This window comes from Curtobacterium sp. PhB128, assembly GCF_004340725.1.
Taxonomy (GTDB): domain Bacteria; phylum Actinomycetota; class Actinomycetes; order Actinomycetales; family Microbacteriaceae; genus Curtobacterium.
Genome location: NZ_SLUR01000007.1, coordinates 156,545 through 178,290 on the forward strand (window position 1 = coordinate 156,545; position 21,746 = coordinate 178,290).

The window sequence follows — 21,746 nt, forward strand, 5'->3', positions numbered from 1 at the left end:
GGGTACGGTGTCTCGTCGGGAGGCGCTCCTCCCGAACGTGAAGGAGAGGACTCCCCCATGAACCCGTTGCTCATCATCCTGGCCGTCATCGCGGTCATCCTGCTGTTCGTCGGTGGCTTCACCGCGAGCCTCAAGTTCCTGCTGTGGGTCGGCATCGTGCTGCTCATCGTGGCCGTCGTCCTGTGGCTGCTGCGGACGCTCACCGGGCGTCGCGGCTGACCCTCGACACCAGGTTCTTCCTAGAGGCCCTCACCCGCTAGCCTTGCGGGTGAGGGCCTCTAGCTCAGTTGGTAGAGCACCGGACTTTTAATCCGAGGGTCGTGGGTTCGAGCCCCACGGGGCCCACTCCAAGTGGGTTGTCTAAGATGTGGCGGATGGCACGACGACTCCTCCCCGGCATCGCGCTCGGAGCTATGGCTCTCGGCGTGAGCGGGCTGCTCGTCATCCTGCCGACCGTCTCGAGTGCCTGCCAGCCCGTCACGACGTCGTCGAGCGTCTCCTCCGCCGAGGTCTCCGACGCGATCGCCCCCGGCTCGCACGTGTTGATCGTCGGCGACTCGTACACCTCCGGCCGCGGCTCGACCAGCGGCATCGACGGGTGGGCACAGGACCTCGCGGCCGACCGGGACTGGAAGGCCACGATCGACGGCTACCCGGGGACGGGCTACGTCGACACCGGCCGCACCGGGTCCTCGCACTACACGTTCGGCCCCCGCCTCGAACGGCACGCCGCGACCGTCGATCCCGAGCTCGTCATCGTGCAGGGCAGCCAGAACGACTGGCTCGTCGACGCGTCGGTCCTGCAGGCCCGCGTCGAGAAGACCCTCCGCGACGCCGAGCAGACCTGGCCGGACGCCGTCATCGTCGCGCTCGGGCCATCGGCGCCGCTGCCGTGGGCGAAGTCGACGGTCGGGGTCGCCGCATCGGTCTCCGCGGGGGCGGCAGCAGCGGGCGTGCCGTACATCGACGCGCTCGCCGGGCAGTGGTTCACCGCGGCGAACAGCCCGGGCTACGCGGCGATCGACGGCGGACACCTCAACGACGCCGGCTACCAGTACCTGGCGGACCGGGTCTCGGACTCCCTCGACGCGCTCGCTGCCTCCGACGACGAACGCTGCGCCTGACCTCGGGTTCGGGTTCGGGGTACAAGTCGTCCCCAGCTGGCTCATGGCAGATCCCCTGCACACATCAGCCCGCGCACAGCCGACTGTTGGGCTGCCGCCGATAGTGTCGTTCCCGGATCCGATCACCGGATCCTGCAGCACCGCACCACCACGAACGAACGGGGTACACCGTGATCGAGCCCATCGAAGCCACGCAGACCAGCAGCACCGGGGACGCGCGCCGCATCGTCGAGCTCGCCGCAGCGACCAACACGACGATGAGCAACGAGCTCCTGCTCGACACGCTCCGTCGCAACGCGCAGGTAACGACCCGGCACATCCGCAAGGACTTCATCGAGGTCGCGACGGCCACCGCGGTGCTCGGCTACGTGTGTCGACAGCGCAAGGACTTCATCGCCCTGCGCGGGGACGACCCGGCTTGGGCGCACGAGGTCGGCCGCTACGCCAGCGAATCCCTCGCGGTCGAGGCACTCCGCATGCGCCGCGGCTGACCAGAAGCTCCCCGCCACGAACACAGAAGGCCCCGCCGGACATCCGGCGGGGCCTTCTCAGTGCACGAAGGCGATCAGGACCAGACGCGGCGGATACCCCAGGTGCCCGTCCAGGTCTCGTCGGGCTCGAGCCACCGCAGGCCCTCGCCGGAGTTCAGGGCGTTGGCCGGAGCGGTCATCGGCTCGACCGCCACGGCCAGACCCTTCCCGTCGCCGCGGGGGTACTCCCGTGAGGTGAACACCTGCACGTACGGGAACGACGCGTCCTGCCAGAGCTGCACGCCGTCGCCCTCGGGGCCGTGCAGCGTCGTGTGACGGACCCCGTCGGCATCCGGGGTGATGTCGGAGTACGCGGTGTCGAGATCGGCGTCCCCGGCACGCAGTCCCCGTCGCAGGTCGAACGGGGTGCCCTCCACCGACACGGACCCGTTCGGCACCTTCTGCTCGTCCGTGGTGAACGCAGTGGCGGCGTCGAGCGTGACGACGAGGTCATCGGCCGGGGTGTCACCGGCGCGCAGGTACGGGTGTGCCCCCACGGCGAAGGGCGCGCGGATACCGGATCGGTTCGTGATCTCGTGCGTCACCCGGATGCCGTCGTCGACGAGCTCGTGGTGCACGCGGGTCTCGAGGGTGAACGGCCAGCCGTGCTGCGGGTGGATCGTGGCTTCCTGCACGATGCCCGTCTCGGTCTGCGACACCACGCGGTACGGCGCGAAGCGGAGCAGGCCGTGCGACGCGTTGCCGTACTTCGGCTCCGAGACGTCCAGCTGCTGCCGCTTGCCGTCGAGTTCCCAGACCCCGCCGGCGACGCGGTTCGGCCACGGTACGAGCACGATGCCGTTGGCGCCGGGCGGCTGCTCGGTGACGGGGAACGGCTCGGTCAGGTCGAAGGCGGCGACGCGGAGTTCTCGGATGCCGGCGGCGACCTCGGTCACGACGGCCTCGACGACGCCGTCCGGTCCGGCGTGGTGCAGGCGGTACTGGCCACCGGTGGGTGCTGCGGTCATGGGGTGTGGTTCCTTCCGGCTGTGTCCTCGCCGTCCGCGACGACGACCTCGACGCCGGCCGCCCGGATCGTGGCGACCGCGTCGGCTTCGGCCTCGGCGGTGACGACGACGTCGATGTCCTCGAGCGCGCGGACGACCCCGATGTGGGCCCGGCCGAACTTCGACCCGTCCGCGACGACGACGGTACGCCGAGCCGTGGCCGCGAGCACCCGCTTGGCCTCGGTCTCGGGCAGGTTGACGTTGGTCAGACCGTGCGCGACGTCGACACCGGTGCCACCGAGGAACACGACGTCAGCGGCGATCACCGGCAACAGGGTGTTGTTGAACGGTGCGACGAGCGAGTGTTGGAGCGGTCGGAGGGTGCCGCCCGTGACGATCACCGTGAACCGCGGCACGGCGCGCTCGAGGGCCAGCGCGGTCGTCAGCGAGTTCGTGACGACGGTGAGGTCGGACAGCTCCGTGCGGGCGACGAGCGCCTCGGCGACCGCTGCCGGGGTGGTGCCGACGTCGAGCACGACGCACTCGCCGGACCGCACGAGCGCTGCGGCCGCGCGGCCGATGGCGGCCTTGGCCACCTGGTGCTCGACGGCGGTCTCCTCGAAGGGGCGCTCGGTGGACCCGGCCCCGAGGCGGACCGCTCCGCCGTGCACCCGGCGGATCCGGGCCTCCTGGTCGAGGACCGCGAGGTCCTGCCGGACCGTCACCTCACTCGTGCCGAGCGACGCGGCCAGCGCGGCGGTCCGGACCATGCCGGGCGCGCCCTCGACGATGGAGACGATGCGGTCCTGCCGCAGCGGCGCGGGCAGCGATCCGGCCAGGAAGGAGAGGTCGTCGTCGGTCACGGCTCTAGTTTCGCTTGCTTCCGAAGTCTTTCGCAACGCTTCGGATCGGCGCTAGGCTGTTCCGGTGATCACCAAGCGCGTGACGAAGCTCGCGGACGGCCGCGACCTGTTCTACTTCGACGATGCGGACAGCACCCTGCCCGCTGAGCGTGCCATCGACGAGCGTGCGCTCGACCCTCGGCCCGAGACCGCGCGGATGCGCCAGGACGTCCTGACCGGCGAGTGGGTCTCCATCGCCGCGAGCCGGCAGAACCGTGCGTTCCTGCCGCCGGCCGACCAGGACCCGCTCGCGCCGCAGACACCGCAGAACCCGTCCGAGATCCCGAGCACCTACGACGTCGCCGTGTTCGAGAACCGGTCACCGTCGTTCGGTCCCCTGCTCGAGGCCGATGACGCTCCGTCCTCGCTCCAGTCACTGTCCGACGTCGGCCTGAACCGGCAGCTCCGCAGCGTCGGCCGGTGCGAGGTCGTGTGCTTCTCGCCCGCGACCGAGGGGTCCTTCGCGTCGATCTCCGAGTCGCGTGCCCGCACCGTGGTCGAGGCCTGGGCGGACCGCACCGCAGCGCTCTCCGCCATGCCCGGCATCCAGCAGGTTTTCCCGTTCGAGAACCGCGGCGAAGCGATCGGCGTCACGCTGCACCACCCGCACGGGCAGATCTACTCCTACCCGTACGTCACGCCTCGCACGCAGCGTCTGCTCGACTCCATCGAGCGCTTCGGGCCGGACCTTTTCGAACAGCACCTGGCGAACGAGCGGGCCTCGGACCGGGTCGTCCTGCAGGGCGAGCACTTCACGGCCTTCGTGCCGTTCGCCGCACGCTGGCCCATCGAGATCCACATGCTGCCGCACCGCCACGTCCCCGACTTCGCCGGTCTGACCGAGGCCGAGAAGGACGAACTGGCCCACATGCACCTGCGCCTGACGCGGGGCATCGACGAACTCTACGGCGACCCGACCCCGTACATCGCCGCGTGGCACCAGGCACCGGTGCACGTCGGGCGGGACACCGTGCGGCTCATGCTGCAGATCACGTCGCCGCGTCGGGCGGCGGACAAGTTGAAGTTCCTGGCCGGCAGTGAAGCCGCCATGGGCGCCTGGATCGGGGACCTCGTGCCCGAGAAGGCAGCCGAGTTCATCCGACAGGGAATCGAGCGAGCATGACGTTCCAGCAGGTCTACGGGTACGAGCCGGCGGTGCGGTACTCCGCCCCCGGTCGGGTCAACCTGATCGGTGAGCACACCGACTACAACGACGGGTACGTCCTGCCGTTCGCGATCGACCGGCGCACCACCGCGTCGATCGCCCCGCGGCCGGACCGTCTGCTGCGCGTCTCGTCCGCGTTCGACGCCGACACGGTGCTCGAACTGTCGCTCGACGACCTCGACCCGTCGAACATGACCGGCTGGTCGGCGTACGTCTTCGGCATCGCCTGGGCACTCCGCGAGCAGGCCGGCGCGGACCTGTCCGACAAGACCGGGTTCGACGTCTTCATCGAGTCCGACGTCCCCGTCGGGGCCGGCCTGTCGTCCAGCGCCGCGATCGAGTGCGGCGTCGCACTCGCCTTCAACGACCTGTGGGAGCTCGGGCTCGACCGCAAGACCCTCGCCCGCGTCGGCCAGTACTCCGAGAACCACGCCGTCGGTGCCCCCACGGGGATCATGGACCAGTCCGCTTCACTGCTCGGCGAGCAGGACGCCGTCGTGTTCCTGGACTGCCGCACGCTCGACACCGCCGTGGTCGACCTGGCGCTCGAGGCCAACGGGCTCGAGGTCCTGGTCATCGACACCCGGGTCGAGCACGCCCACGCCACCGGTGGGTACGCGGCTCGTCGGGCCTCGTGCGAGAAGGGTGCGCAGGTGCTCGGTGTCGAGGCCCTGCGTGACCTGAGCGTCGACGACCTGCCCCGTGCGCAGGAGCTGCTCGACGACGAGACCTTCCGCCGTGTGCGCCACGTCGTGACCGAGGACCAGCGCGTCCTCGACACCGTCCGGACGCTGCGCGAACAGGGCCCGCGGGCGATCGGTTCGCTGCTCGTCGCGTCGCACGAGTCGATGCGCGACGACTTCGAGATCTCCGTTCCGGAACTCGACCTGGCCGTCGCGACCGCCGTCGAGCACGGTGCGGTCGGTGCGCGGATGACCGGTGGCGGGTTCGGTGGTGCGGCGATCGCGTTGGTCGACCGGGGATCGCGTGGTGCGATCACCGAGGCTGTGACCGCCGCCTTCGCCGCAGCCGGGTACCGCGAGCCGAACGTCTTCACGGTGCACGCCGCGCAGGGCGCCCGCCGCGACTGAGCCTGACCGGCGGAGTTTCGCGCTCACCGACACGTCACGCGGCGCACGGCCCGTGAGGTGTCGCTGACCGCGAAACTTCGGCGCAATCCAGCGCGAGGCCGTGCGTCAGCGGGTCATGTGCCCCGTGCTGACGGTGACTCCGCCCCACGGGAACCCGTGCGGGTGCAGCACCTCGTGCTGGAGCTGGTCCATCACGACGTGGCCCTGCCACACCGTGTAGACCAGCACGCCGACGACGATGCACACCGGGACCGCCAGGTACGCGGAGTACCGCACGATGTCGCCGAGGGTGCGGTGCCCGTAGCGCGCGAGCGTCGGCGGCAGGACGATCCCGACGACGACAACGAGCAGCAGCAGTGCGAGTGCGGCCGGTGCGACGTGCGCCTCGACCTGCACCGTGATGGGCGCGGTCTCGAGGACCTTGCCGCCGTTGTCGATCCAGTTGTCGTCGGCGTCGACCCCGCCGTAGCCCGTCGACGTGCTCCAGAGCACCAGGTTCGGGGACAGCACCAGTGCGACGATCCCGACGAGTACGAGTCCCCACGCACGCGGACGCAGCTTCCTGCCGGTGGCCGCCATCACGGGCGCGGTCTGGACGTTCTCCCCCATGCGGTGACCGTAGCACTGGGGGCGGCTCCGCACCCGTCCCCCGAACGCGCGGGGCGGGGGCGAGCCGCGCCTCCTGGCCGCCCGTGGACGCGACCATCCCGCCAAAGCGACAGATTCCAGCGAACTGTTCGCGGGAATCTGTCGCTTTCGCGGCACGGACCGCGGCACGAACGGACGCGCGCCAGCGGCACCGACCGCCGCGCACCTACTTCAGGTGGCGCTCCGCGGCCTCGACCACGTTCTTCATGAGCATCGCGCGGGTCATCGGGCCGACGCCGCCGGGCACCGGCGACATGAACCCAGCGACGGACGCGACGGCGGGGTCGACGTCCCCGTGCAGCTTGGCCTTCCCCGTCTCCTCGTTCACCACGCGGGTGATGCCCACGTCGATCACGGCCGCACCGGGCTGCACCCAGTCCGGCTTGACGAGCCCGGCGACCCCGGCCGCCGCGATGACGATGTCGGCGCGACGGCACTCCGCGGCGACGTCCGCCGTCAGGGAGTGGGTCAGGGTGGCGGTGGCCTCGAGGCGGGTGAGCAGCAGACCGAGCGGCCGGCCGACCGTCAGACCCTGCCCGATGATCGTGACGTGCGCGCCCCGGATCGGGATGTCGTACGCCTCGAGCATCGCGACGATGCCCCGCGGGGTGCAGGGCAGGGGCGCGTCGATCGTGCCGGCACCACCGGGCACGGCGAGCACGAGCTCACCGAGGTTCGTCGGGTGCAGGCCGTCGGCGTCCTTCGACGGGTCCATCAGCTCGAGCATCGGCGTCGGGTCGATGCCCTCCGGCAGCGGGAGCTGCACGATGAACGCGGTGACCCGGGGGTCGTCGTTCATCTGCAGGATCGCGGCTCGGATGTCTGCGGCGGATGCCGTCGCCGGCAGGTCGATGCGGTGCGAGTCGAGCCCGATCTGCGCCGAGTCGCGGTGCTTGCCCGCGACGTAGGACAGGGAACCGGGGTTCTCCCCGACCAGGATCGTGCCGAGCCCCGGACGGATGCCGTGCTCGTGCAGGCGGTCGATGCGGACCCGCAGTTCGTCGAGGGTCCGGGCAGCGAGGGCGGTGCCGTCGATGCGGACCGCCGAGCCCTCCCCCGCCCATCGCTCGACGGGCAGGGGGCTCAGGGCGTCGCTCACGCGTAGAGGGGGAACGCGTCGGTCAGGGTCTTCACCCGGGCCGAGAGCGCTGCGATGTCCGGGTTCGGCATGAGGGTCAGCGCGATGATGTCCGCGACCTCGGTGAACTCGGCGTCACCGAAGCCACGCGTGGCGAGAGCCGACGTGCCGATGCGGACACCCGAGGTGACCATGGGCGGACGCGGGTCGAACGGCACGGAGTTGCGGTTCACGGTGATGCCGACCTCGTGCAGCAGGTCTTCGGCCTGCTTGCCGTCGACCTCGGAGGTGCGCAGGTCGACGAGCACCAGGTGCACGTCGGTGCCACCGGTGAGGACGTCGACGCCGGCCGCGCGGGCGTCCGGCTGCGTGAGCCGATCCGCGAGCAAGCGGGCACCGCGGATGGTGCGCTCCTGGCGGGCCTTGAACTCGGGGGTGCCGGCGAGCAGGAACGCGGTGGCCTTGGCGGCGATCACGTGCATGAGCGGGCCACCCTGCTGGCCCGGGAAGACCGCGGAGTTCAGCTTCTTGAACAGGGTCTCGTCGTTGGACAGGATGATGCCCGAGCGGGGGCCGCCGAGGGTCTTGTGCACGGTCGACGAGACGACGTGGGCGTGCGGGACCGGGGACGGGTGCAGACCGGCGGCGACGAGGCCGGCGAAGTGCGCCATGTCGACCCAGAGCTTGGCGCCGACCTCGTCCGCGATCTCGCGGAACTTCGCGAAGTCGAGCTGGCGCGGGTAGGCGGACCAGCCGGCGATGAGGACCTTCGGCTGGTGCTCGATGGCCTTGGCGCGGATGTCGTCGTAGTCGACCTCGAACGTCTCGGGGTCGACGCCGTACGCGACGGCGTTGTAGATGCGGCCGGAGAAGTTGAGCTTCATGCCGTGGGTCAGGTGACCGCCGTGCGCGAGCTCGAGGCCGAGGATGGTGTCGCCAGCCGAGGCGATGGCGTGCAGGACGGCCGCGTTCGCGGTCGCACCGGAGTGCGGCTGGACGTTGGCGTAGGCAGCACCGAAGAGCGCCTTGGCACGGTCGATGGCGAGCTGCTCGGCGACGTCGACGTACTCGCAGCCGCCGTAGTAGCGCTTGCCGGGGTAGCCCTCGGCGTACTTGTTGGTGAGGACGGAGCCCTGGGACTCGAGCACGGCGCGCGGCACGAAGTTCTCGGACGCGATCATCTCGAGGGTGTCGCGCTGACGGCCGAGCTCCTGCTGCAGGACGGCGGCGATCTCGGGGTCGACCTCGGTGAGCGGGGCGTTGAAGGCTGCGCGGTCGGTGTCGACGGAGCCGTCGACGGCGGGCAGATCGGTGATGGACACGGTTCTCCTACGTGGGTTGGCGACGACCGGTGGGTCGCGCACGGACGATCGGTCGGTGCAGCCCAGGCGTACGGCCGCGCACCGTGTCAGGTGTCGCTCCCCGATGGTGACCCATCCAACGCCAGTCGCGACGTGACGATCGTACCGAGCCGCCCGCCCTGTGTCACCCTGGATGCATGACGCTGACCTCGCCCGACGTGGATGAACGGACCACCCCGGACGAACGCACCAGTGCGCACGCGGACACCCCGTGGGTCACCGTCGTGTGGGACGACCCGGTGAACTTGATGTCGTACGTCACCTACGTCTTCCAGCGGCACTTCGGCTTCGGTCGTGCGCAGGCGGAACGGCTCATGCACCAGGTGGACACCGAGGGTCGGGCCATCGTGGCGACGGGTCCGCGCGAGGCGATGGAGGCCCACGTCCAGTCGATGCACGGCTACGGCCTGCAGGCGACCGTCGACAAGGCCCCCGAAGCGTGATCCCCTTCGTCCGCCGGGCCGACGGCGTCCACCTCGGCATGTCCTCCGGCGAGCGTGGGCTGCTCACGTCCCTGACGGAGCAGCTGCGCCAGGTGCTCGACGGCGACCTGACGGCGGACCCGGTGGCGACTCGGATGTTCCCGGACGCCTACCCGGACGACGACGACGCCAGCGCGGAGTTCCGGAAGTACACGCAGTCCGACCTGCTGGCGCAGAAGACCTCGAACGCGACGACCGTGCACGAGTGGCTGACGGGGACCCGCGACGGCGCCCTCGACCCCGAGGACGAGCAGGCCTGGCTCCGCACCCTGACCGACCTGCGGCTGACGATCGCGGACCGCCTCGGGATCGTCGACGCCGACGACGAGGAGCGTTCGGTCGAGGCCGACGCGGGCGTCGGCCTGCGCGACGTCTACGACTGGCTCGGCTACGTGCAGGAGCACCTGATCACGACGATGACCGACCCGCGGTGACGGTCACCTTCCGCGCGACCACCGAGGACGACCGGGAGGCCCTGCTCGCGTTCTCGACGTCGGAACCGGTCGCGTGGATCGGTCCGGACCGGTACCGCGCCGAGTCCGGCACGCACAACTACCGCCCGGGGTGGTCGTGGCTGGCCGTGCGCGACGGACGCCCGGTGGCACGGGCGCTCTGGTGGGGTGGCGCGGACGCCGAGGTGCCGTCGACCCTCGACGACCTGCTGGTGGCTCCGGACGTGCCCGAGGACGAGCGGGTGGCGATCGCCGCCGGGTTGATCACGGCGGGGACCGCTGCGTTCGGGGCGCGACCGGAGTGGATCGTCGACGTCGCGGTGGACTGGCACGACGACCCCGAGGCCGTCGCCGCGGTGTCGTGGCGCACGGCGGCCGCCCGGTCGGCAGGGCTCGGACGATCGACGGAGCGGGTGAGTGTGGCGTGGACGCCGGACCGCGGAGTGCCGATGCCGTCCTCGCTGCGCTTCCGCGCCGGTGACGACGACGAGTTCGTGGACCTGTTCGCCCGCGTCGCGGTGGGGAGCCTCGACGCCCACACCGTGGCGTCGGTGGACGAACTCGGCCCGCGGGGCGCCGCCGCCGACGACCTCGAGTTCTACCGCTCGCTGCCGGGGTCGCGCGACGGCTGGCGGGTCGCGCTCGACCCCGACGGCCTGGTGGTCGGGTTCGTCCTGGCGACGCGGACGGCGTACGACGCGGCGATCAGTTTCATCGGCGTGCTGCCGCAGCACCGTGGGCGCGGTGTGGTCGACGGGCTGCTCGCCGAGGGGCTGCGCGTGCACGCCGAGGCCGGGGAGCCGAAGGTGGTCGGCACGACGGACGCGGCGAACACCCCGATGCGCCGGGCATTCGAACGGGCCGGCTTCGTGGTGACGAAGCGCCGCATCGTGTTCGAGCGCTGAGCCGATCCGGGGCGGCGAACCCGGAACTCGCAAGGCCACCTTGCAAGTTGCACTGTCGAAGTAGTACCGTGCCGGTATGGAATCACCCGATCCGACCGCGCTCGCCGGCGACCTGCTGACGCTCTACGGTCGGATCCGTCGCACGCTGCTGACCGGCAAGGCCGACGAGGTCACGGCGTCCCAGACCGCCGCGCTCGGCCGCCTGCTGCGGTACGGCGAGAGCACGGTCGCCGAGCTCGCCCGCGCCGAGGGCGTCCGGCCGCAGTCGATGGGCGCGACCGTCCAGGCGCTCGAGGACCTCGGCCTCGTCGAACGACGTCCAGACCCCGCCGACGGCCGCCGTGCGCTCATCCGCGCGACCGACCAGGGCGCTCGTGCCCGCGAGGACGCCTGGACCACCCGCACCCGCGTCCTGACCGACCGGCTCGCCGCGCTGCCCGACGCCGACCGCGACACCGTCGCCCGAGCGATCGCGATCCTCGCCCCGCTCACCGAACGCTGACCCCGGAAGAAGCACTCCCACGTCCACCTCGACCACTCCCACCCCCGTCGTCGCCCCGGGCAGCACCGGCAGTGGCTTCGGCCCGAAGCTCCTCATCCCGGTGCTCGTCGGGCCGCTGCTCAACCCGATCAACACCACGATGGTGTCCGTCGCGCTCACGCCGATCTCCCGCGACCTGGGGATCGGTGCGGCGCAGGCGATCTGGCTCGTCGCCGCCCTGTACCTGGCGAGTGCGATCGCGCAGCCGACGATGGGCAAGCTCGCCGACCGCTTCGGCCCGAAGAAGGTGTTCCTGACCGGGCTCGTGATCGTCGGTGTCGCCGGGGTCGTGCCCGAGTTCCTCACCGGCTTCGGCGGCGCGGTGTTCGCCCGCGTGCTCATCGGCATCGGCACCTCGTCGGCGTACCCGGCGGCACTCACCACCCTCCGACAGCACTCGGCACGGATCGGGAAGCCGACGCCGCCGCTCGTGCTCGGAGCGCTGTCCATCACCTCGCTCGTGTCCGCGGCGGCCGGGCCTCCGCTCGGCGGCGCGCTGATCGCGGCGTTCGGCTGGCACGCGATCTTCCTGGTGAACGTGCCCCTGGCGGCGTTCGGCATCGTCGTGGCGTCGATGTGGCTGCCGTCCGACCGTCTCCGTCCGCGTGACGACGAGGCCCTGCCCGTCCTGCAGGCGCTCGACCCGTTCGGCATGCTGCTCATGACGGGCACCGTCTCGGCGCTGCTCGTGTTCCTGCTCGACCTGTCCGCCGGCCTGTGGTGGCTGCTCGCGGTGGCGATCGTGCTGCTCGTCGCCCTCGTGCTGTGGGAGCTGCGCGCGGTCCGACCGTTCGTGGACGTCCGGATGCTCGCTCGGAACGGCGCGCTGTCCCGCACCTACGTGCGACTGTTCCTGACGTACCTGCTCGCGTACACGATGACCTACGGGTTCTCGCAGTGGGTGCAGGACGTCGCCGGGTACTCGAGCGACGTCGCCGGGTACATCCAGCTGCCGGCCGCGATCGTGGCCGGGATCGCGTCGTTCGTCGTCGCCCGGAAGACCGCCGTCCGCGGACCCCTGATCGTCGCGGCCGTGGTGCCGATCGTCGGCGGGGCACTCCTGCTCTTCCTGCACACCGGGTCGCCGGTCGTGCTGCTCGCGCTGGCGCCGGCGCTGTTCGGCGTCCCGCAGGCCCTGGCGTCGGTGTCGAACCAGGCGGCGCTGTACCGGCTCGTGCCCGCGTCGTACATCGGCACCGCGGCCGGGCTGTCCCGCACGGCGGTGTACATCGGGGCGATCGGGGCCTCGTCGCTCATCGGTGGCGTGTTCGGCCAGGCCCCGACCACACCGGACCTGCACGTGCTGGCGTGGGTGATCCTCGGGGTCGCGGTGCTCCTGACGGTCCTGACCCTGGCCGACCGCCGCCTCCGCACGGCCGCCGCCGCCACGCCCGCTTCGTGAGCAGAAATGGTCGGGTCGGGTGACGGCACTCGACCATTTCTGCGCACGAAGCACCGCGCTCCTCGCGCCCGGTACCCTGATCCGGTGACCGACCCGACCCCCACGCACTGGACCCTGACGCTCGTCTGCGACGACCAGCCCGGGATCGTGCACGCCGTCTCCGGAGCGGTCGTCGCCGCCAACGGCAACATCACCGAGTCGCAGCAGTTCTCGAGCGTCGACACGAACACGTTCTTCATGCGCCTGCAGGTCATGGCGCCGGTGGACCGTGCGACCTTCGAGGCAGCCCTCGCCCCCGTCGCCGCCCGGTACGACGCCCGCGTCCAGCTCGACGTCGTCGGTCGCCCGCTGCGCAGCCTCGTCCTCGTGTCGAAGGCCGGGCACTGCCTCAACGACCTGCTCTACCGCCAGCGCGGTGGGCAGCTGCCGATCGAGGTCCCGCTCGTGCTGTCCAACCACCCGGACCTGTCCGAGCTCGCGTCGTTCTACTCGGTGCCGTTCGAGCACCGTCCGGTCACCGAAGCGGACAGCAAGGCGGCTATGGAGCGCCGTGTCCTCGAAGCGGTCGAGGAGCACGACATCGAACTCGTCGTGCTCGCCCGCTACATGCAGATCCTGTCGCCGGAGCTCTGCGCGGCGCTCGAGGGCCGTGCGGTCAACATCCACCACTCGTTCCTGCCCGGCTTCAAGGGCGCGAACCCCTACCGCCAGGCGCACGCCCGCGGCGTGAAGCTCATCGGTGCGACGGCCCACTTCGTCACGAGCGACCTCGACGAGGGCCCGATCATCGAGCAGAACGTCGTGCGCGTGGACCACACGAAGGACCCCGCCGAGCTGGTCTCCATCGGCCAGGACGAAGAGTCCCGCACCCTCACCCAGGCAGTGCGCTGGATCGCCGAGGACCGCGTCCTGCTCGACGGCGCCCGCACCATCATCTTCAAGTAGGCAGCACCATGACGAACGCCCCGCAGTCCCCCGTCGACTGGGAAGCAGTCCCCGGCCCGGCACCCGCCGGCAAGCAGCGACGGCCGTTCGACGTCTGGCGCGTGCTCCGCGTCCTGGTCTGCACGTTCGGCCTGCTCTCCCTGGCGTTCTGGGGCTACTGGTCGTGGCAACTCCCCCTGCCCGGCTACCTGTTCATGGTCGGCGCCCCGCTGTTCGCGGCCGTCGTCTGGTACTTCTTCCGCTCGCCGGCGTCGCCGATCGAGACCGACATCGTCGGCAAGACGATCGTCGAGGTCGCCCTGGTCATCGCCGCAGGCGCGACCTGGATCTCCATCGGCCACCCGGTCGTGGGCTTCGTCTTCATCGTGATCGCCGCCCTGAGCGGCGTGATCGCGTTCCGCAAGGAGACCGCATGACCGCCACGGGCCTCCAGGCCGGCCGGGAGGCCCAGCGCACCCTGGTGCGCGCATCCCGCGTCGTCGACGCGGCCGGGTCCACGGCGGACGGCTGGGTCCTGCTCGCCGGTGACGTGGTGCACGCGGTCGGCTCCGGCCCCGAAGCCCCCGCGGCGGACCAGGTCGTCGACCTGGGCGACGCGGTCCTGACGCCCGGGTTCACCGACCTGCACGGGCACGGCGGTGCGACCGAGTCGTACGAGGACGACTCCTTCGCCGAGTCGCTGGCCGTCCACCGGGCGCACGGCACGACCCGGTCGGTCCTGTCCCTCGTCGCGAACCCGGTCCCCGCGCTCGCGGACTCGCTCGCGCGGATCCGTTCCGTGATGGCGACCGACCCACTCGTGCTCGGCGTGCACCTGGAGGGGCCGTTCCTGTCCCCGCACAACAAGGGCGCCCACAACGAGTCGTTCCTCATCGACCCGTCCCCCGCAGCGGTCGTCGCACTGCTCGAGGCCGGCGAGGGCGTCATCCGCCAGGTCACCATCGCGCCGGAACTGCCGGGCGCGCTCGACGCCGTCCGCCGGTTCGTCGCCGCCGGGGTCACCGTCGCCGTCGGCCACACCGTCGGCACCTACGACCAGGCCCGTGCCGCGTTCGACGCCGGTGCGACGCTGCTGACCCACGCGTTCAACGCGATGCCGGGGCTGCACCACCGCGCCCCGGGGCCGATCGGTGCCGCCGTGGCCGACGACCGGGTGACACTCGAGCTCATCCTCGACGCCGTGCACGTGCACCCGGTCGTCGCGGACACCCTGTTCCGCGCTGCCCCGGGCCGGGTGGCGCTCATCACCGACGCCATGGGCGCTGCGGGTGCAGCCGACGGCTCGTACCGGCTGGGATCGCTCGACGTCACCGTGACGGACGGCGTGGCGCACGTCGCCGGGACCGACACCATCGCGGGGTCGACGTTGACGCAGGACGTGGCGTTGCGGAACGCCGTCGGACTGGCAGGGCGGACCCTGCCCGAGGCCGTGGCGGCGCTGACGAGTGTGCCGGCCGCGGCGCTGGGGCTCGGCGACCGACTGGGGCGGCTCGCGCCGGGGTACGCGGCCGACCTCGTGGCGCTGTCCCCGGCGCTCGAGGTGCAGCGGGTGTGGGGCGGCGGGCGCGAGCTGCGCTGATCAGCGCCGGACGAGTGCCCCCGCGACGAGCCGGAGCAGCAGGGCGACCGCGCCGAGCCCGGCGACGGCGACCCCGATGACGACCACGATGACGAGCCGGGTGAGGAAGTGCACCTCGGACTCGTCCTCGCGCACGCCGAGGGACGACGCACCCACGAACACGAACACCGCCGCGATGAGCAGCAGCCCCCCGATCCAGGTCGTGGCGCGCAGGGCGGCCGGTGCTGGTGGCCGGTTGCGATCGTCCGGGGTCGTCGGTCGGGCCTTGGCGCCCTCGGTCTCCCAGTCGGCGAGTTCGGTCATGGTGGTCCCCCTCTGTCGGGTCGATCGTAGGGCCTGCCGGCCCGTCGGTCAGGGCAGATCGGTGGGGCGTGGGTTCAGTGGTTCACCGAACTTCGGTGCCCTCCCCGGCACGCAGTGCCCGTAGATGGACACGTCGGCGTGGGACTCGTACACCTGGAACATGACGGCGAACCCGTCGCTCGCGGTACCGCCGAGGTAGCCGTTCGGGTAGCCGATGACCGTCCGCTCCGGCGTCAGTGTCGCGTCGCGCTGCACCCGTGCGCCGTCGTACCCGACAGCGGCGAGCGCCGTCACGACGCGCCGGGCGACCTGCTCGGGCGTACCGGGCAGCGGCAGCCGACGGGTCGCCGAGTACGAGTACTGAGCCGCTTCGTGGCTCCCTGTACCGCAGATGAACCATGCGGGATCGTCATCGCCCCAGCCGTCCTCGCCGACGACCGACCGGACGGCAGCGAAGACGTCCAGGACGTCCTGGTGGGATTCTTCGACGTTCATCGACGTGTCCTTCTGCATCGGGGAGTACGGGGCGACGTCGGCGCACCCGGCCAACAGCATCGTGACGGCGATCGATGCCACGACGGCTCCGCCCCACCGTTCAGAGCCTCGGGTCACCGGTGAGTCCTGTCTGCCAGCCGAACATCAGCCAATCGTCCATCGTCTGCTGTCGCATCCGGTCGAAGGGACCGCCCTGTTCGGGGATCGTGCTGCCGAGTCCCATCGCGGCCCGCGCGCTGTTGTGCTGGGCCGTGGTGCCGTCGTCGAAGTACGAGTACCGGCCGTCACCGTTCCCGCCGACGTAGGGGCCGTGCTGCGTGACCCCGTGCAGCGTGCCGTCGCTGCCGCGCTGGGTCTCCGAGCTGAACTCGTGTGCGTTCCACGAGGACTCGGTCGGATCCCGCCGACCCGAAAGGTTCTGGCCGGTGACGGCCCAGCCGTCCTCGGCACCCTGGCTGGCGAAGACCTCGCCCAGCGGCACGTGCAGCGCCGAAGCCTTCGGTGCGACGTCCGTGACCCCGGCCGAGCCGAGCAGCACCACGTGGTCGGCGTGGGTCCTCGTCAACGCGATCGTCGCCACGTTCGTGCCGTAGGAGTGCCCCAGCACGGTGAGGTCGGCGTCGCGTCCGGCGGCGGCGCGTGCCGCATGGAACCCGTCGAGGTCGGCCACCAGTCGGTCGGCGCCCTCGTGCGCGCGGCCGTTCGCGACGACGGCCGCGAACGTCGGGTCGTCGGCCATCGGTGGGTGGTACCCGATCCAGGACACCACGGCGATGTCGCCGGCGCGGACGCCGGACACGCGGACCTGCTCAGCGCGCATCCCCATCGCGATCTTGCCGTAGTTCTGCACCGTGCCGTCTTGGTCCGTCGCGGTGTTCATGCCCGGCACGATGACGCTGACGTGCGCGGCGCGGTCGAGGTCACCGGCGACGATCTGCCCGAGTGGTGGACGGTCGTCGACGAGTGACACGAGCGACACCGGGGTCGTGTCGAGGGTGTCCTGGATGTTCCGGTGGGCATCGCGCTGCCGCGACCACGTGGACAGCTCCGCTCGGACGGCGGCAGCTCCGGCCGGGGTCTTCGCGGCGTCGAGCTGCTCCCGCCAGTGCGCGACCTGCCGTTCCGCGTGGGCGAGCCGGTCGACCAGCACCGTCGTGTTCGCCCGAACCCGTCCCCAGTACGCGACGCCGTTCAGGTTCCCGATCACCGTGGGCAACGCCACGACGAACGCCCGCTGGGCTGCCGACGGCGCTCCGTCCGGGCCGGACATCGCCTGCCACCACCCGGCGACGTCGGTGGCGTCGAGCCCTGCGAGACGCCGGGCGATGCGCGGGTCGTCCCGCAGCGCCGCGATGCTCTCGTGGTCGAGGGTGCCGAGCCAGGTGGTGAACTGCCCGTCGCTCATCGCCCGGGCGGCCGCAGCCGAGACGAGGCCGCCGAGCACCGCTCGGTCGTCGAGCGCAGACGCCGCCGCACGGTCCGCGGCAGCGCGTCGGGCGACGAGCTCGTCCCACTGCGCCGACAACCGCGCCTCGAGCCCCGCGAGCCAGACGCCGCTGTTCTGCACCTGCTGCAGGAGGACCTCGTCCGCCTCGACCGCATCGGGTCCGGCCGCCGTCCGGGTCGCGGCGCGGACCGCCCGCGCGTTCACCGCGATGTCGTCGGCCGTGTTCCGGAGCGCCGTCTGCAGGCGAGCGGCTTCGTCCTGGATCTGCTGGACCTCGCGCGCGTAGTCGGCGAGCGCCGTCGCCGCGGCGTCCAACCGTGCGGCGACGCGGTGCGCACTCGCCGGCACCGTCGCTGCGACCGTCAGGAACTGCTGCTGCGCTGCGCCCTGCCACCCGGCCGCCGCGGACTCCGCCGCGACGAGCACCTGACGGGCTCCGTCGCGGACGGCATCCGCGTGCTCGTCGTGCAGGCGGGCGACGCGTTGGATGCCGTCCGGGTCTCCGGCGGTGGGGTCGGCGCTCACCGGACCCGCCGGGCGAGGTCGGCGTCGGCGCGCAGGACCGCTTCGGCAGCGGTGGTCACGTACCCACCCAGGGTGTCCGCGTCGTCACCGAGCGAACCGATCATCGCGTCGAGGGCGCTGGCCGACACGACGAATGCCGACTCCACCGTCGCCGACCCGAACGTGCCGCTGTCGGCCCCGGACAGCGCATGCTCCGACCGGAAGTCACCAGCCGCCTGCAGGACCCCTCGTGACACCGCCTGCATCGTCGACAGGTCGACCACCAGATCCCCCATGCTGCCCCTTCCGCCCTCCGGACGGGGTCAACATATCAGTACTGGAGTACGACGTGTCAAGCGCTGTTCACCGGTCGATCGGGCGCCCCCGAGCACCGCTCGCCCACGTCGTGTCCGCCGTGTCCCCGACCCGGAGCGACAGCGTGCCGCCGCGGGTGACGAAGGACGCCGGGACCCACGACTTCTCGAGGGTCCGCCCGTCCAACCGCGCACCGTGCACGTACGGCGCGGTGCCGGAGGACCGGACGATGATCCGCTCCCCGCTCGACCGCCGGATGTCGACCGTGCTGAACGTCGGGCTGCCGATGAGCATCTCCGCCCGCCCCGGCGTCTGCGGGAACAACCCGATCGACGCGAAGACGTACCAGGCGCTCATCGTGCCCAGGTCGTCGTTGCCCGGCAGCCCGCTCGGCCCGGTCGTGTAGGCGTCGTCGACGACCCGGCGCACGGTCTCCTGCGTCTTCCACGGCTTCCCGAGCGCGTTGTACATCCACGGCGTGTGGATGTCCGGCTCGTTGGTCGGGTCGAACTTCGTGGCGTCGCCGCCGGTCACCGCGAACGCACCAGTGCTGTCGTGGAAGAACGCGTCGAGTCGCGCGACCGCCGCGTCGTCGCCACCCAGGGCCGTCGACAGCCCCTGTACGTCCTGCGGCACGAGCCAGGTGTACTGCGCACTCGTCCCCTGCGCGAACCCGGTGCCGGTCGAGGGTGACCAGTCGGGCGTCCACGATCCGTCGGCCTGACGAGCGGCCTGGTAACCGACGGCCGCGTTGAAGGTGTTCTTCCAGTAGGTCCCGCGCTCCGCGAACACCCGGGCGTCCGAGCGCAGCCCGAGGGAACCCGCCCAGTACCCGAGCGCACTGTCGGAGATCGAGTCCTCGAGCGTCTCGGCAGCGCCACCCCAGCACGAGCAGTCGTCGTTCGCGGCGTACTGACGCTGCAGGTACTCGTCGAGCGCCGGGCGTTGCGCCAGGCACTGGCCCGGGCACCCGATGTCGCTCTCGGCGTCGGCGTTCTCGACGGTCGCCTGGTGCTTCAGCGAGGCGTAGGCGGTCCGCACGTCGAAGTTCCGGACCCCCATCGCGTACCAGGTGGCGAGGGTCGCGGCCGAGGGGTCACCCGTCATCACGTGCGTCGGCGCCCCGAGGTGGAGCCAGCGGTCCCACACCCCACCGTTCTGCTGGGCGAACCGCAGCATCGACTGCGCCATGTCCCCGGCGACGTCCGGCCGCAGCAGTGCGAGCAGTTGGATCTGCGCCCGGTACTGGTCCCACCCGGAGTACGTGCCGTAGACGGCCCGGTGCCCTCGGTCCATGCGGTGCACCCGCTGGTCCGGCCCGAGGTAGCGGCCGTCGCGGTCGTTCAGCGTGTTCGGCTGCATGAGCGCGTGGTACACGGACGTGTACAGCTGGGTGGTGCGGTCCGCGGTGCCGCCTCCGACGCGCAGACGCGACAGTTCGCGGTTCCAGGAGGCCCGTGTGCCGGCCGCCACGCTGGCGACGGTCGAGCGCTGGGTCACCTCGCCGTCGCGGTTCGCGATCGCTCCTGCGGCGCTCACGTACGAGATGCCGATCTTCGCGTGCACCGTCGCACCGCGACGCGCGTCGAACCCGACCCACGCGCCCGAGCCGCGTCCGGCACGGTCGGCGCCGGTCAGGTAGCCCTCCCCACCGGAGGAGGACGTGCCTCCCGGTCGGACCGTGCCGTCCTGCCAGGTGCCGGTGCTCGTGAACGCCTTGTCGAAGGTGGCCGTGAAGAACAGCCGGTAGTAGCTGCGCCGGTCGGGGTTGGTGGCCCCGCCGCCGTTCGCCCGGCGGCTGCAGAAGCCGCCGGTGAGGACGCTGCCGCCCACTGTGCGGGTGCGGGCGTCGACGCGGGTGGTCGCGGCCTCGCTGCCGTTGATCGAGTTCGATGTGCGGAAGAGCAGGTTCGCGGCCTTCCCGGCGGGGAACGCGAACTCGCCGATCCCGGCCCGGGTGGTGACGGCGAGGTCGGTGCGGACGCCGTTGTCGAGTGCGACGCCGTAGCGCCCGGGGCTGGCGGACTCGTCGTCGTGCGAGTAGCCGGCGGCGTAGACCGCGTCGGTGGAGTCGGCCGACGGCGACGTCGTGATCGGGGTCGTGACCGGCATGATCGGCACGTCACCGGCGGCCCCCGGCGCGCAGCCGGCACCGTTCAGGTGCGTCAGGCTGAACCCGCGCAGCCGGTTCACGTCGTACGAGTAGCCGTTCGCGACCGGCGTCGAGGTCTGGTCGCCCGCGGTGCCGGTGGGACTCCACTGGAGCATGCCGAACGGTGCGGTCGCGCCGGGCCAGGTGTTGCCGTCGCCGCTCGTGCCGATGAACGGGTCGACGTACCGAGCCGGGTCGGAGACGGTCCGCCCCGCCTGCGCTGCCTGCCCTGACGGCGAGGCGACGGCCGGCGCGGCGACGACCCCCGTCCCGAGCAGCGCGGCGATCGTGGCCACCGCGGCGAGCGGGAGCGGGCGGACGAGCGGGCGACGGTGCACGCGAGAACGGTTCACGTCGGCGACGCTAGCCCCCTCGGACGGGGGACGCGCGATCCGTCACCGAGCCCTCTCCTGCTGTTCACCACGGTCGGCGTGTTCGGGGCCCACAGGCGGGTTCACCGCCGCTGGTAGCGTCCGGGCATGGTGTCGACGACCGACGAACCGGCCCGAGGACGCGTCCGCGACCTGCTCGGGCTGCCGTCCCCTGACGAGCTCCGTCCGGTGGCGGTCCGCCTGGAGCCGCTCGGACGCGACGGGTCGGTGCGGTGGGCACGCGTCGAGCTGGGCACGGCCGACGGCGACACCATCCCGTGCTTCCTCCTGACCCCGGACCACGGCACGGGAACGGACGTCATCGCCGTCCACCAGCACGCGGGCGACTTCACCTCCGGGAAGAGCGAGGCCGCCGGGCGGGCGGGGGATCCGACTCTCGCCTACGGCGTGGTGCTCGCTCGCAGTGGGGCCCGCGTGGTCATCCCCGATCTGATCGGTTTCGAGGAACGCCGACGCGACTGGACTGACGACCCGGCGGCCGACGAACGCCTCGACGCGCTCTTCCGTGTGGCAGACGGCAGCAGCCTGCAGGCGAAGCACTCGCGTGACATCGCCACGGTGACGTCCTGGATGATCGAGACGAGTACTGCCGACACCGAACTCGGCATCGTCGGACACTCCCTCGGCGGACAGGTGGCGCTGTTCGCACTCGCCGTGGACGCCCGACTCACGCGGGGCGTGGTCAGCTGCGGACTCGGTACGCTGGGCTCGTTCGAGGACGCTCGGATCCGCCACAACCCGGCCTGGTTCGTCCCGGGACTCACCGCCGCTGGCGACGTCCCCCTGGTCGCGTCGGCCGTTGATCAACCGGTCCTCGTCGCGGCGGGACGGGACGACGGACTGTTCCCCCTCGCCGGCGTCCGGCGCGTCCTCGACGCGTTCCCTCCGGGTGTCGCGACGACCGAGGTGTTCGACGGCGGCCACACGATGCCGGCGCGCATCACGGAAGCGGCACTCCGGCACCTGCTGCCCACGTGAACGGATGA

The 21,746-nt window shown here is 71.6% G+C and carries 24 protein-coding genes, 1 tRNA gene and 1 riboswitch; of the genes, 15 read left to right on the forward strand and 10 right to left on the reverse strand.

Annotated elements, in window-relative coordinates:
- The first annotated feature begins 57 nt into the window (after positions 1-57).
- The 4 genes from EDF23_RS19280 to EDF23_RS13550 all read left to right on the forward strand — a co-directional run bounded on the left by EDF23_RS19280 (position 58) and on the right by EDF23_RS13550 (position 1,615).
- The gene (locus tag EDF23_RS19280) at positions 58-219 is read left to right on the forward strand and encodes a DUF2207 domain-containing protein (RefSeq protein WP_146249745.1); all 162 of its coding nucleotides are present in this window, start codon (positions 58-60) and stop codon (positions 217-219) included.
- Positions 220-272: 53 nt separating this feature from the next.
- A tRNA-Lys gene (locus EDF23_RS13540) sits at positions 273-345 on the forward strand.
- 29 nt (positions 346-374) lie between these two features.
- Positions 375-1,124: an SGNH/GDSL hydrolase family protein gene (locus EDF23_RS13545; protein WP_165901129.1), complete on the forward strand. Its 750-nt coding sequence runs from the start codon at positions 375-377 to the stop codon at positions 1,122-1,124.
- A 170-nt stretch (positions 1,125-1,294) separates the two neighbouring features.
- Positions 1,295-1,615 (forward strand): hypothetical protein, encoded by a 321-nt coding sequence (locus EDF23_RS13550; RefSeq protein WP_111085292.1) that lies wholly within the window; start codon positions 1,295-1,297, stop codon positions 1,613-1,615.
- Between the two features lie 74 nt (positions 1,616-1,689).
- Here the strand turns inward: EDF23_RS13550 and EDF23_RS13555 are convergent, their stop codons facing one another.
- Together EDF23_RS13555 and EDF23_RS13560 are read right to left on the reverse strand one after the other, a co-directional pair.
- Complete coding sequence (locus EDF23_RS13555) at positions 1,690-2,622, reverse strand: aldose 1-epimerase family protein (protein WP_131921933.1); 933 nt, start codon at positions 2,620-2,622, stop codon at positions 1,690-1,692.
- Positions 2,619-3,464 carry a DeoR/GlpR family DNA-binding transcription regulator gene (locus EDF23_RS13560; RefSeq protein ID WP_173168871.1) on the reverse strand — a complete coding sequence of 282 codons (846 nt, stop codon included), beginning with the start codon at positions 3,462-3,464 and terminating at the stop codon, positions 2,619-2,621. The genes EDF23_RS13555 and EDF23_RS13560 overlap by 4 nt, the downstream gene beginning before the upstream one ends.
- 64 nt (positions 3,465-3,528) lie before the next feature.
- Between EDF23_RS13560 and galT the strand changes: the two genes are divergently transcribed.
- Positions 3,529-4,626 carry a galactose-1-phosphate uridylyltransferase gene (gene galT, locus EDF23_RS13565; RefSeq protein ID WP_123340927.1) on the forward strand — a complete coding sequence of 366 codons (1,098 nt, stop codon included), beginning with the start codon at positions 3,529-3,531 and terminating at the stop codon, positions 4,624-4,626.
- Positions 4,623-5,759, forward strand: coding sequence for a galactokinase (gene galK, locus EDF23_RS13570; RefSeq protein WP_131921934.1), 1,137 nt, complete (start codon positions 4,623-4,625; stop codon positions 5,757-5,759). Before galT ends, galK begins: the two co-directional genes overlap by 4 nt.
- Before the next feature lie 105 nt (positions 5,760-5,864).
- Here galK and EDF23_RS13575 read toward each other — a convergent pair whose 3' ends face one another.
- From EDF23_RS13575 to glyA, 3 genes are all read right to left on the reverse strand, one after another.
- Entirely contained in the window at positions 5,865-6,368 is a 504-nt protein-coding gene (locus EDF23_RS13575; RefSeq protein WP_131921935.1) for a hypothetical protein, read from the reverse strand.
- Between the two features lie 205 nt (positions 6,369-6,573).
- Entirely contained in the window at positions 6,574-7,506 is a 933-nt protein-coding gene (locus EDF23_RS13580) for a tetrahydrofolate dehydrogenase/cyclohydrolase catalytic domain-containing protein (RefSeq protein ID WP_243648921.1), read from the reverse strand.
- Entirely contained in the window at positions 7,503-8,792 is a 1,290-nt protein-coding gene (glyA, locus tag EDF23_RS13585; RefSeq protein WP_123937599.1) for a serine hydroxymethyltransferase, read from the reverse strand. The genes EDF23_RS13580 and glyA overlap by 4 nt, the downstream gene beginning before the upstream one ends.
- A gap of 68 nt (positions 8,793-8,860) precedes the next feature.
- Positions 8,861-8,946, reverse strand: a riboswitch (ZMP/ZTP riboswitch).
- 37 nt (positions 8,947-8,983) lie between these two features.
- Here glyA and clpS point away from each other — a divergent pair.
- The 8 genes from clpS (at position 8,984) to nagA (ending at position 15,152) form a co-directional block, all read left to right on the forward strand.
- Positions 8,984-9,289 (forward strand): ATP-dependent Clp protease adapter ClpS, encoded by a 306-nt coding sequence (clpS, locus tag EDF23_RS13590; RefSeq protein ID WP_207895501.1) that lies wholly within the window; start codon positions 8,984-8,986, stop codon positions 9,287-9,289.
- Complete coding sequence (locus EDF23_RS13595; RefSeq protein ID WP_123340930.1) at positions 9,286-9,762, forward strand: DUF2017 family protein; 477 nt, start codon at positions 9,286-9,288, stop codon at positions 9,760-9,762. Before clpS ends, EDF23_RS13595 begins: the two co-directional genes overlap by 4 nt.
- The gene (locus tag EDF23_RS13600) at positions 9,759-10,685 is read left to right on the forward strand and encodes a GNAT family N-acetyltransferase (RefSeq protein ID WP_131921936.1); all 927 of its coding nucleotides are present in this window, start codon (positions 9,759-9,761) and stop codon (positions 10,683-10,685) included. The genes EDF23_RS13595 and EDF23_RS13600 overlap by 4 nt, the downstream gene beginning before the upstream one ends.
- Before the next feature lie 76 nt (positions 10,686-10,761).
- Positions 10,762-11,187 carry a MarR family transcriptional regulator gene (locus EDF23_RS13605; RefSeq protein WP_123293262.1) on the forward strand — a complete coding sequence of 142 codons (426 nt, stop codon included), beginning with the start codon at positions 10,762-10,764 and terminating at the stop codon, positions 11,185-11,187.
- A 100-nt stretch (positions 11,188-11,287) separates the two neighbouring features.
- Positions 11,288-12,628, forward strand: coding sequence for an MFS transporter (locus tag EDF23_RS13610; RefSeq protein WP_123936889.1), 1,341 nt, complete (start codon positions 11,288-11,290; stop codon positions 12,626-12,628).
- An 84-nt stretch (positions 12,629-12,712) separates the two neighbouring features.
- Complete coding sequence (gene purU, locus EDF23_RS13615) at positions 12,713-13,573, forward strand: formyltetrahydrofolate deformylase (RefSeq protein ID WP_131921937.1); 861 nt, start codon at positions 12,713-12,715, stop codon at positions 13,571-13,573.
- A gap of 8 nt (positions 13,574-13,581) precedes the next feature.
- Positions 13,582-13,989, forward strand: coding sequence for a YrdB family protein (locus EDF23_RS13620; protein ID WP_131921938.1), 408 nt, complete (start codon positions 13,582-13,584; stop codon positions 13,987-13,989).
- Positions 13,986-15,152, forward strand: a complete 1,167-nt coding sequence (gene nagA / locus EDF23_RS13625) for an N-acetylglucosamine-6-phosphate deacetylase (protein ID WP_131921939.1) — start codon at positions 13,986-13,988, stop codon at positions 15,150-15,152. The genes EDF23_RS13620 and nagA overlap by 4 nt, the downstream gene beginning before the upstream one ends.
- Here the strand turns inward: nagA and EDF23_RS13630 are convergent, their stop codons facing one another.
- The 5 genes from EDF23_RS13630 to EDF23_RS13650 all read right to left on the reverse strand — a co-directional run bounded on the left by EDF23_RS13630 (position 15,153) and on the right by EDF23_RS13650 (position 20,721).
- Positions 15,153-15,455 carry a hypothetical protein gene (locus EDF23_RS13630; RefSeq protein ID WP_131921940.1) on the reverse strand — a complete coding sequence of 101 codons (303 nt, stop codon included), beginning with the start codon at positions 15,453-15,455 and terminating at the stop codon, positions 15,153-15,155.
- A 48-nt stretch (positions 15,456-15,503) separates the two neighbouring features.
- Positions 15,504-16,067, reverse strand: coding sequence for a hypothetical protein (locus tag EDF23_RS13635; protein ID WP_243648922.1), 564 nt, complete (start codon positions 16,065-16,067; stop codon positions 15,504-15,506).
- Positions 16,051-17,922 (reverse strand): alpha/beta hydrolase, encoded by a 1,872-nt coding sequence (locus EDF23_RS13640; RefSeq protein WP_131921941.1) that lies wholly within the window; start codon positions 17,920-17,922, stop codon positions 16,051-16,053. The genes EDF23_RS13635 and EDF23_RS13640 overlap by 17 nt, the downstream gene beginning before the upstream one ends.
- Positions 17,919-18,197 (reverse strand): hypothetical protein, encoded by a 279-nt coding sequence (locus tag EDF23_RS13645; RefSeq protein ID WP_131921942.1) that lies wholly within the window; start codon positions 18,195-18,197, stop codon positions 17,919-17,921. The genes EDF23_RS13640 and EDF23_RS13645 overlap by 4 nt, the downstream gene beginning before the upstream one ends.
- Positions 18,198-18,264: 67 nt before the next feature.
- Positions 18,265-20,721, reverse strand: coding sequence for a GH92 family glycosyl hydrolase (locus tag EDF23_RS13650; protein WP_243648923.1), 2,457 nt, complete (start codon positions 20,719-20,721; stop codon positions 18,265-18,267).
- Positions 20,722-20,847: 126 nt separating this feature from the next.
- On the opposite strand from EDF23_RS13650, the gene EDF23_RS19285 reads away from it, so the two are divergent.
- Complete coding sequence (locus EDF23_RS19285) at positions 20,848-21,738, forward strand: alpha/beta hydrolase (protein WP_165901130.1); 891 nt, start codon at positions 20,848-20,850, stop codon at positions 21,736-21,738.
- The last annotated feature ends 8 nt before the right edge of the window (positions 21,739-21,746 follow it).

Coding starts and splice junctions, on each gene's coding strand:
- galK (WP_131921934.1), top strand. CDS start 4,623: ATGACGTTCCAGCAGGTCTACGGGTACGAGCCGGCGGTGCGGTACTCC.
- clpS (WP_207895501.1), top strand. CDS start 8,984: ATGACGCTGACCTCGCCCGACGTGGATGAACGGACCACCCCGGACGAA.
- EDF23_RS13605 (WP_123293262.1), top strand. CDS start 10,762: ATGGAATCACCCGATCCGACCGCGCTCGCCGGCGACCTGCTGACGCTC.
- EDF23_RS13630 (WP_131921940.1), bottom strand. CDS start 15,455: ATGACCGAACTCGCCGACTGGGAGACCGAGGGCGCCAAGGCCCGACCG.
- nagA (WP_131921939.1), top strand. CDS start 13,986: ATGACCGCCACGGGCCTCCAGGCCGGCCGGGAGGCCCAGCGCACCCTG.
- EDF23_RS13545 (WP_165901129.1), top strand. CDS start 375: ATGGCACGACGACTCCTCCCCGGCATCGCGCTCGGAGCTATGGCTCTC.
- EDF23_RS13575 (WP_131921935.1), bottom strand. CDS start 6,368: ATGGGGGAGAACGTCCAGACCGCGCCCGTGATGGCGGCCACCGGCAGG.
- EDF23_RS19285 (WP_165901130.1), top strand. CDS start 20,848: ATGGTGTCGACGACCGACGAACCGGCCCGAGGACGCGTCCGCGACCTG.
- EDF23_RS19280 (WP_146249745.1), top strand. CDS start 58: ATGAACCCGTTGCTCATCATCCTGGCCGTCATCGCGGTCATCCTGCTG.
- EDF23_RS13645 (WP_131921942.1), bottom strand. CDS start 18,197: ATGGGGGATCTGGTGGTCGACCTGTCGACGATGCAGGCGGTGTCACGA.
- EDF23_RS13555 (WP_131921933.1), bottom strand. CDS start 2,622: ATGACCGCAGCACCCACCGGTGGCCAGTACCGCCTGCACCACGCCGGA.
- EDF23_RS13620 (WP_131921938.1), top strand. CDS start 13,582: ATGACGAACGCCCCGCAGTCCCCCGTCGACTGGGAAGCAGTCCCCGGC.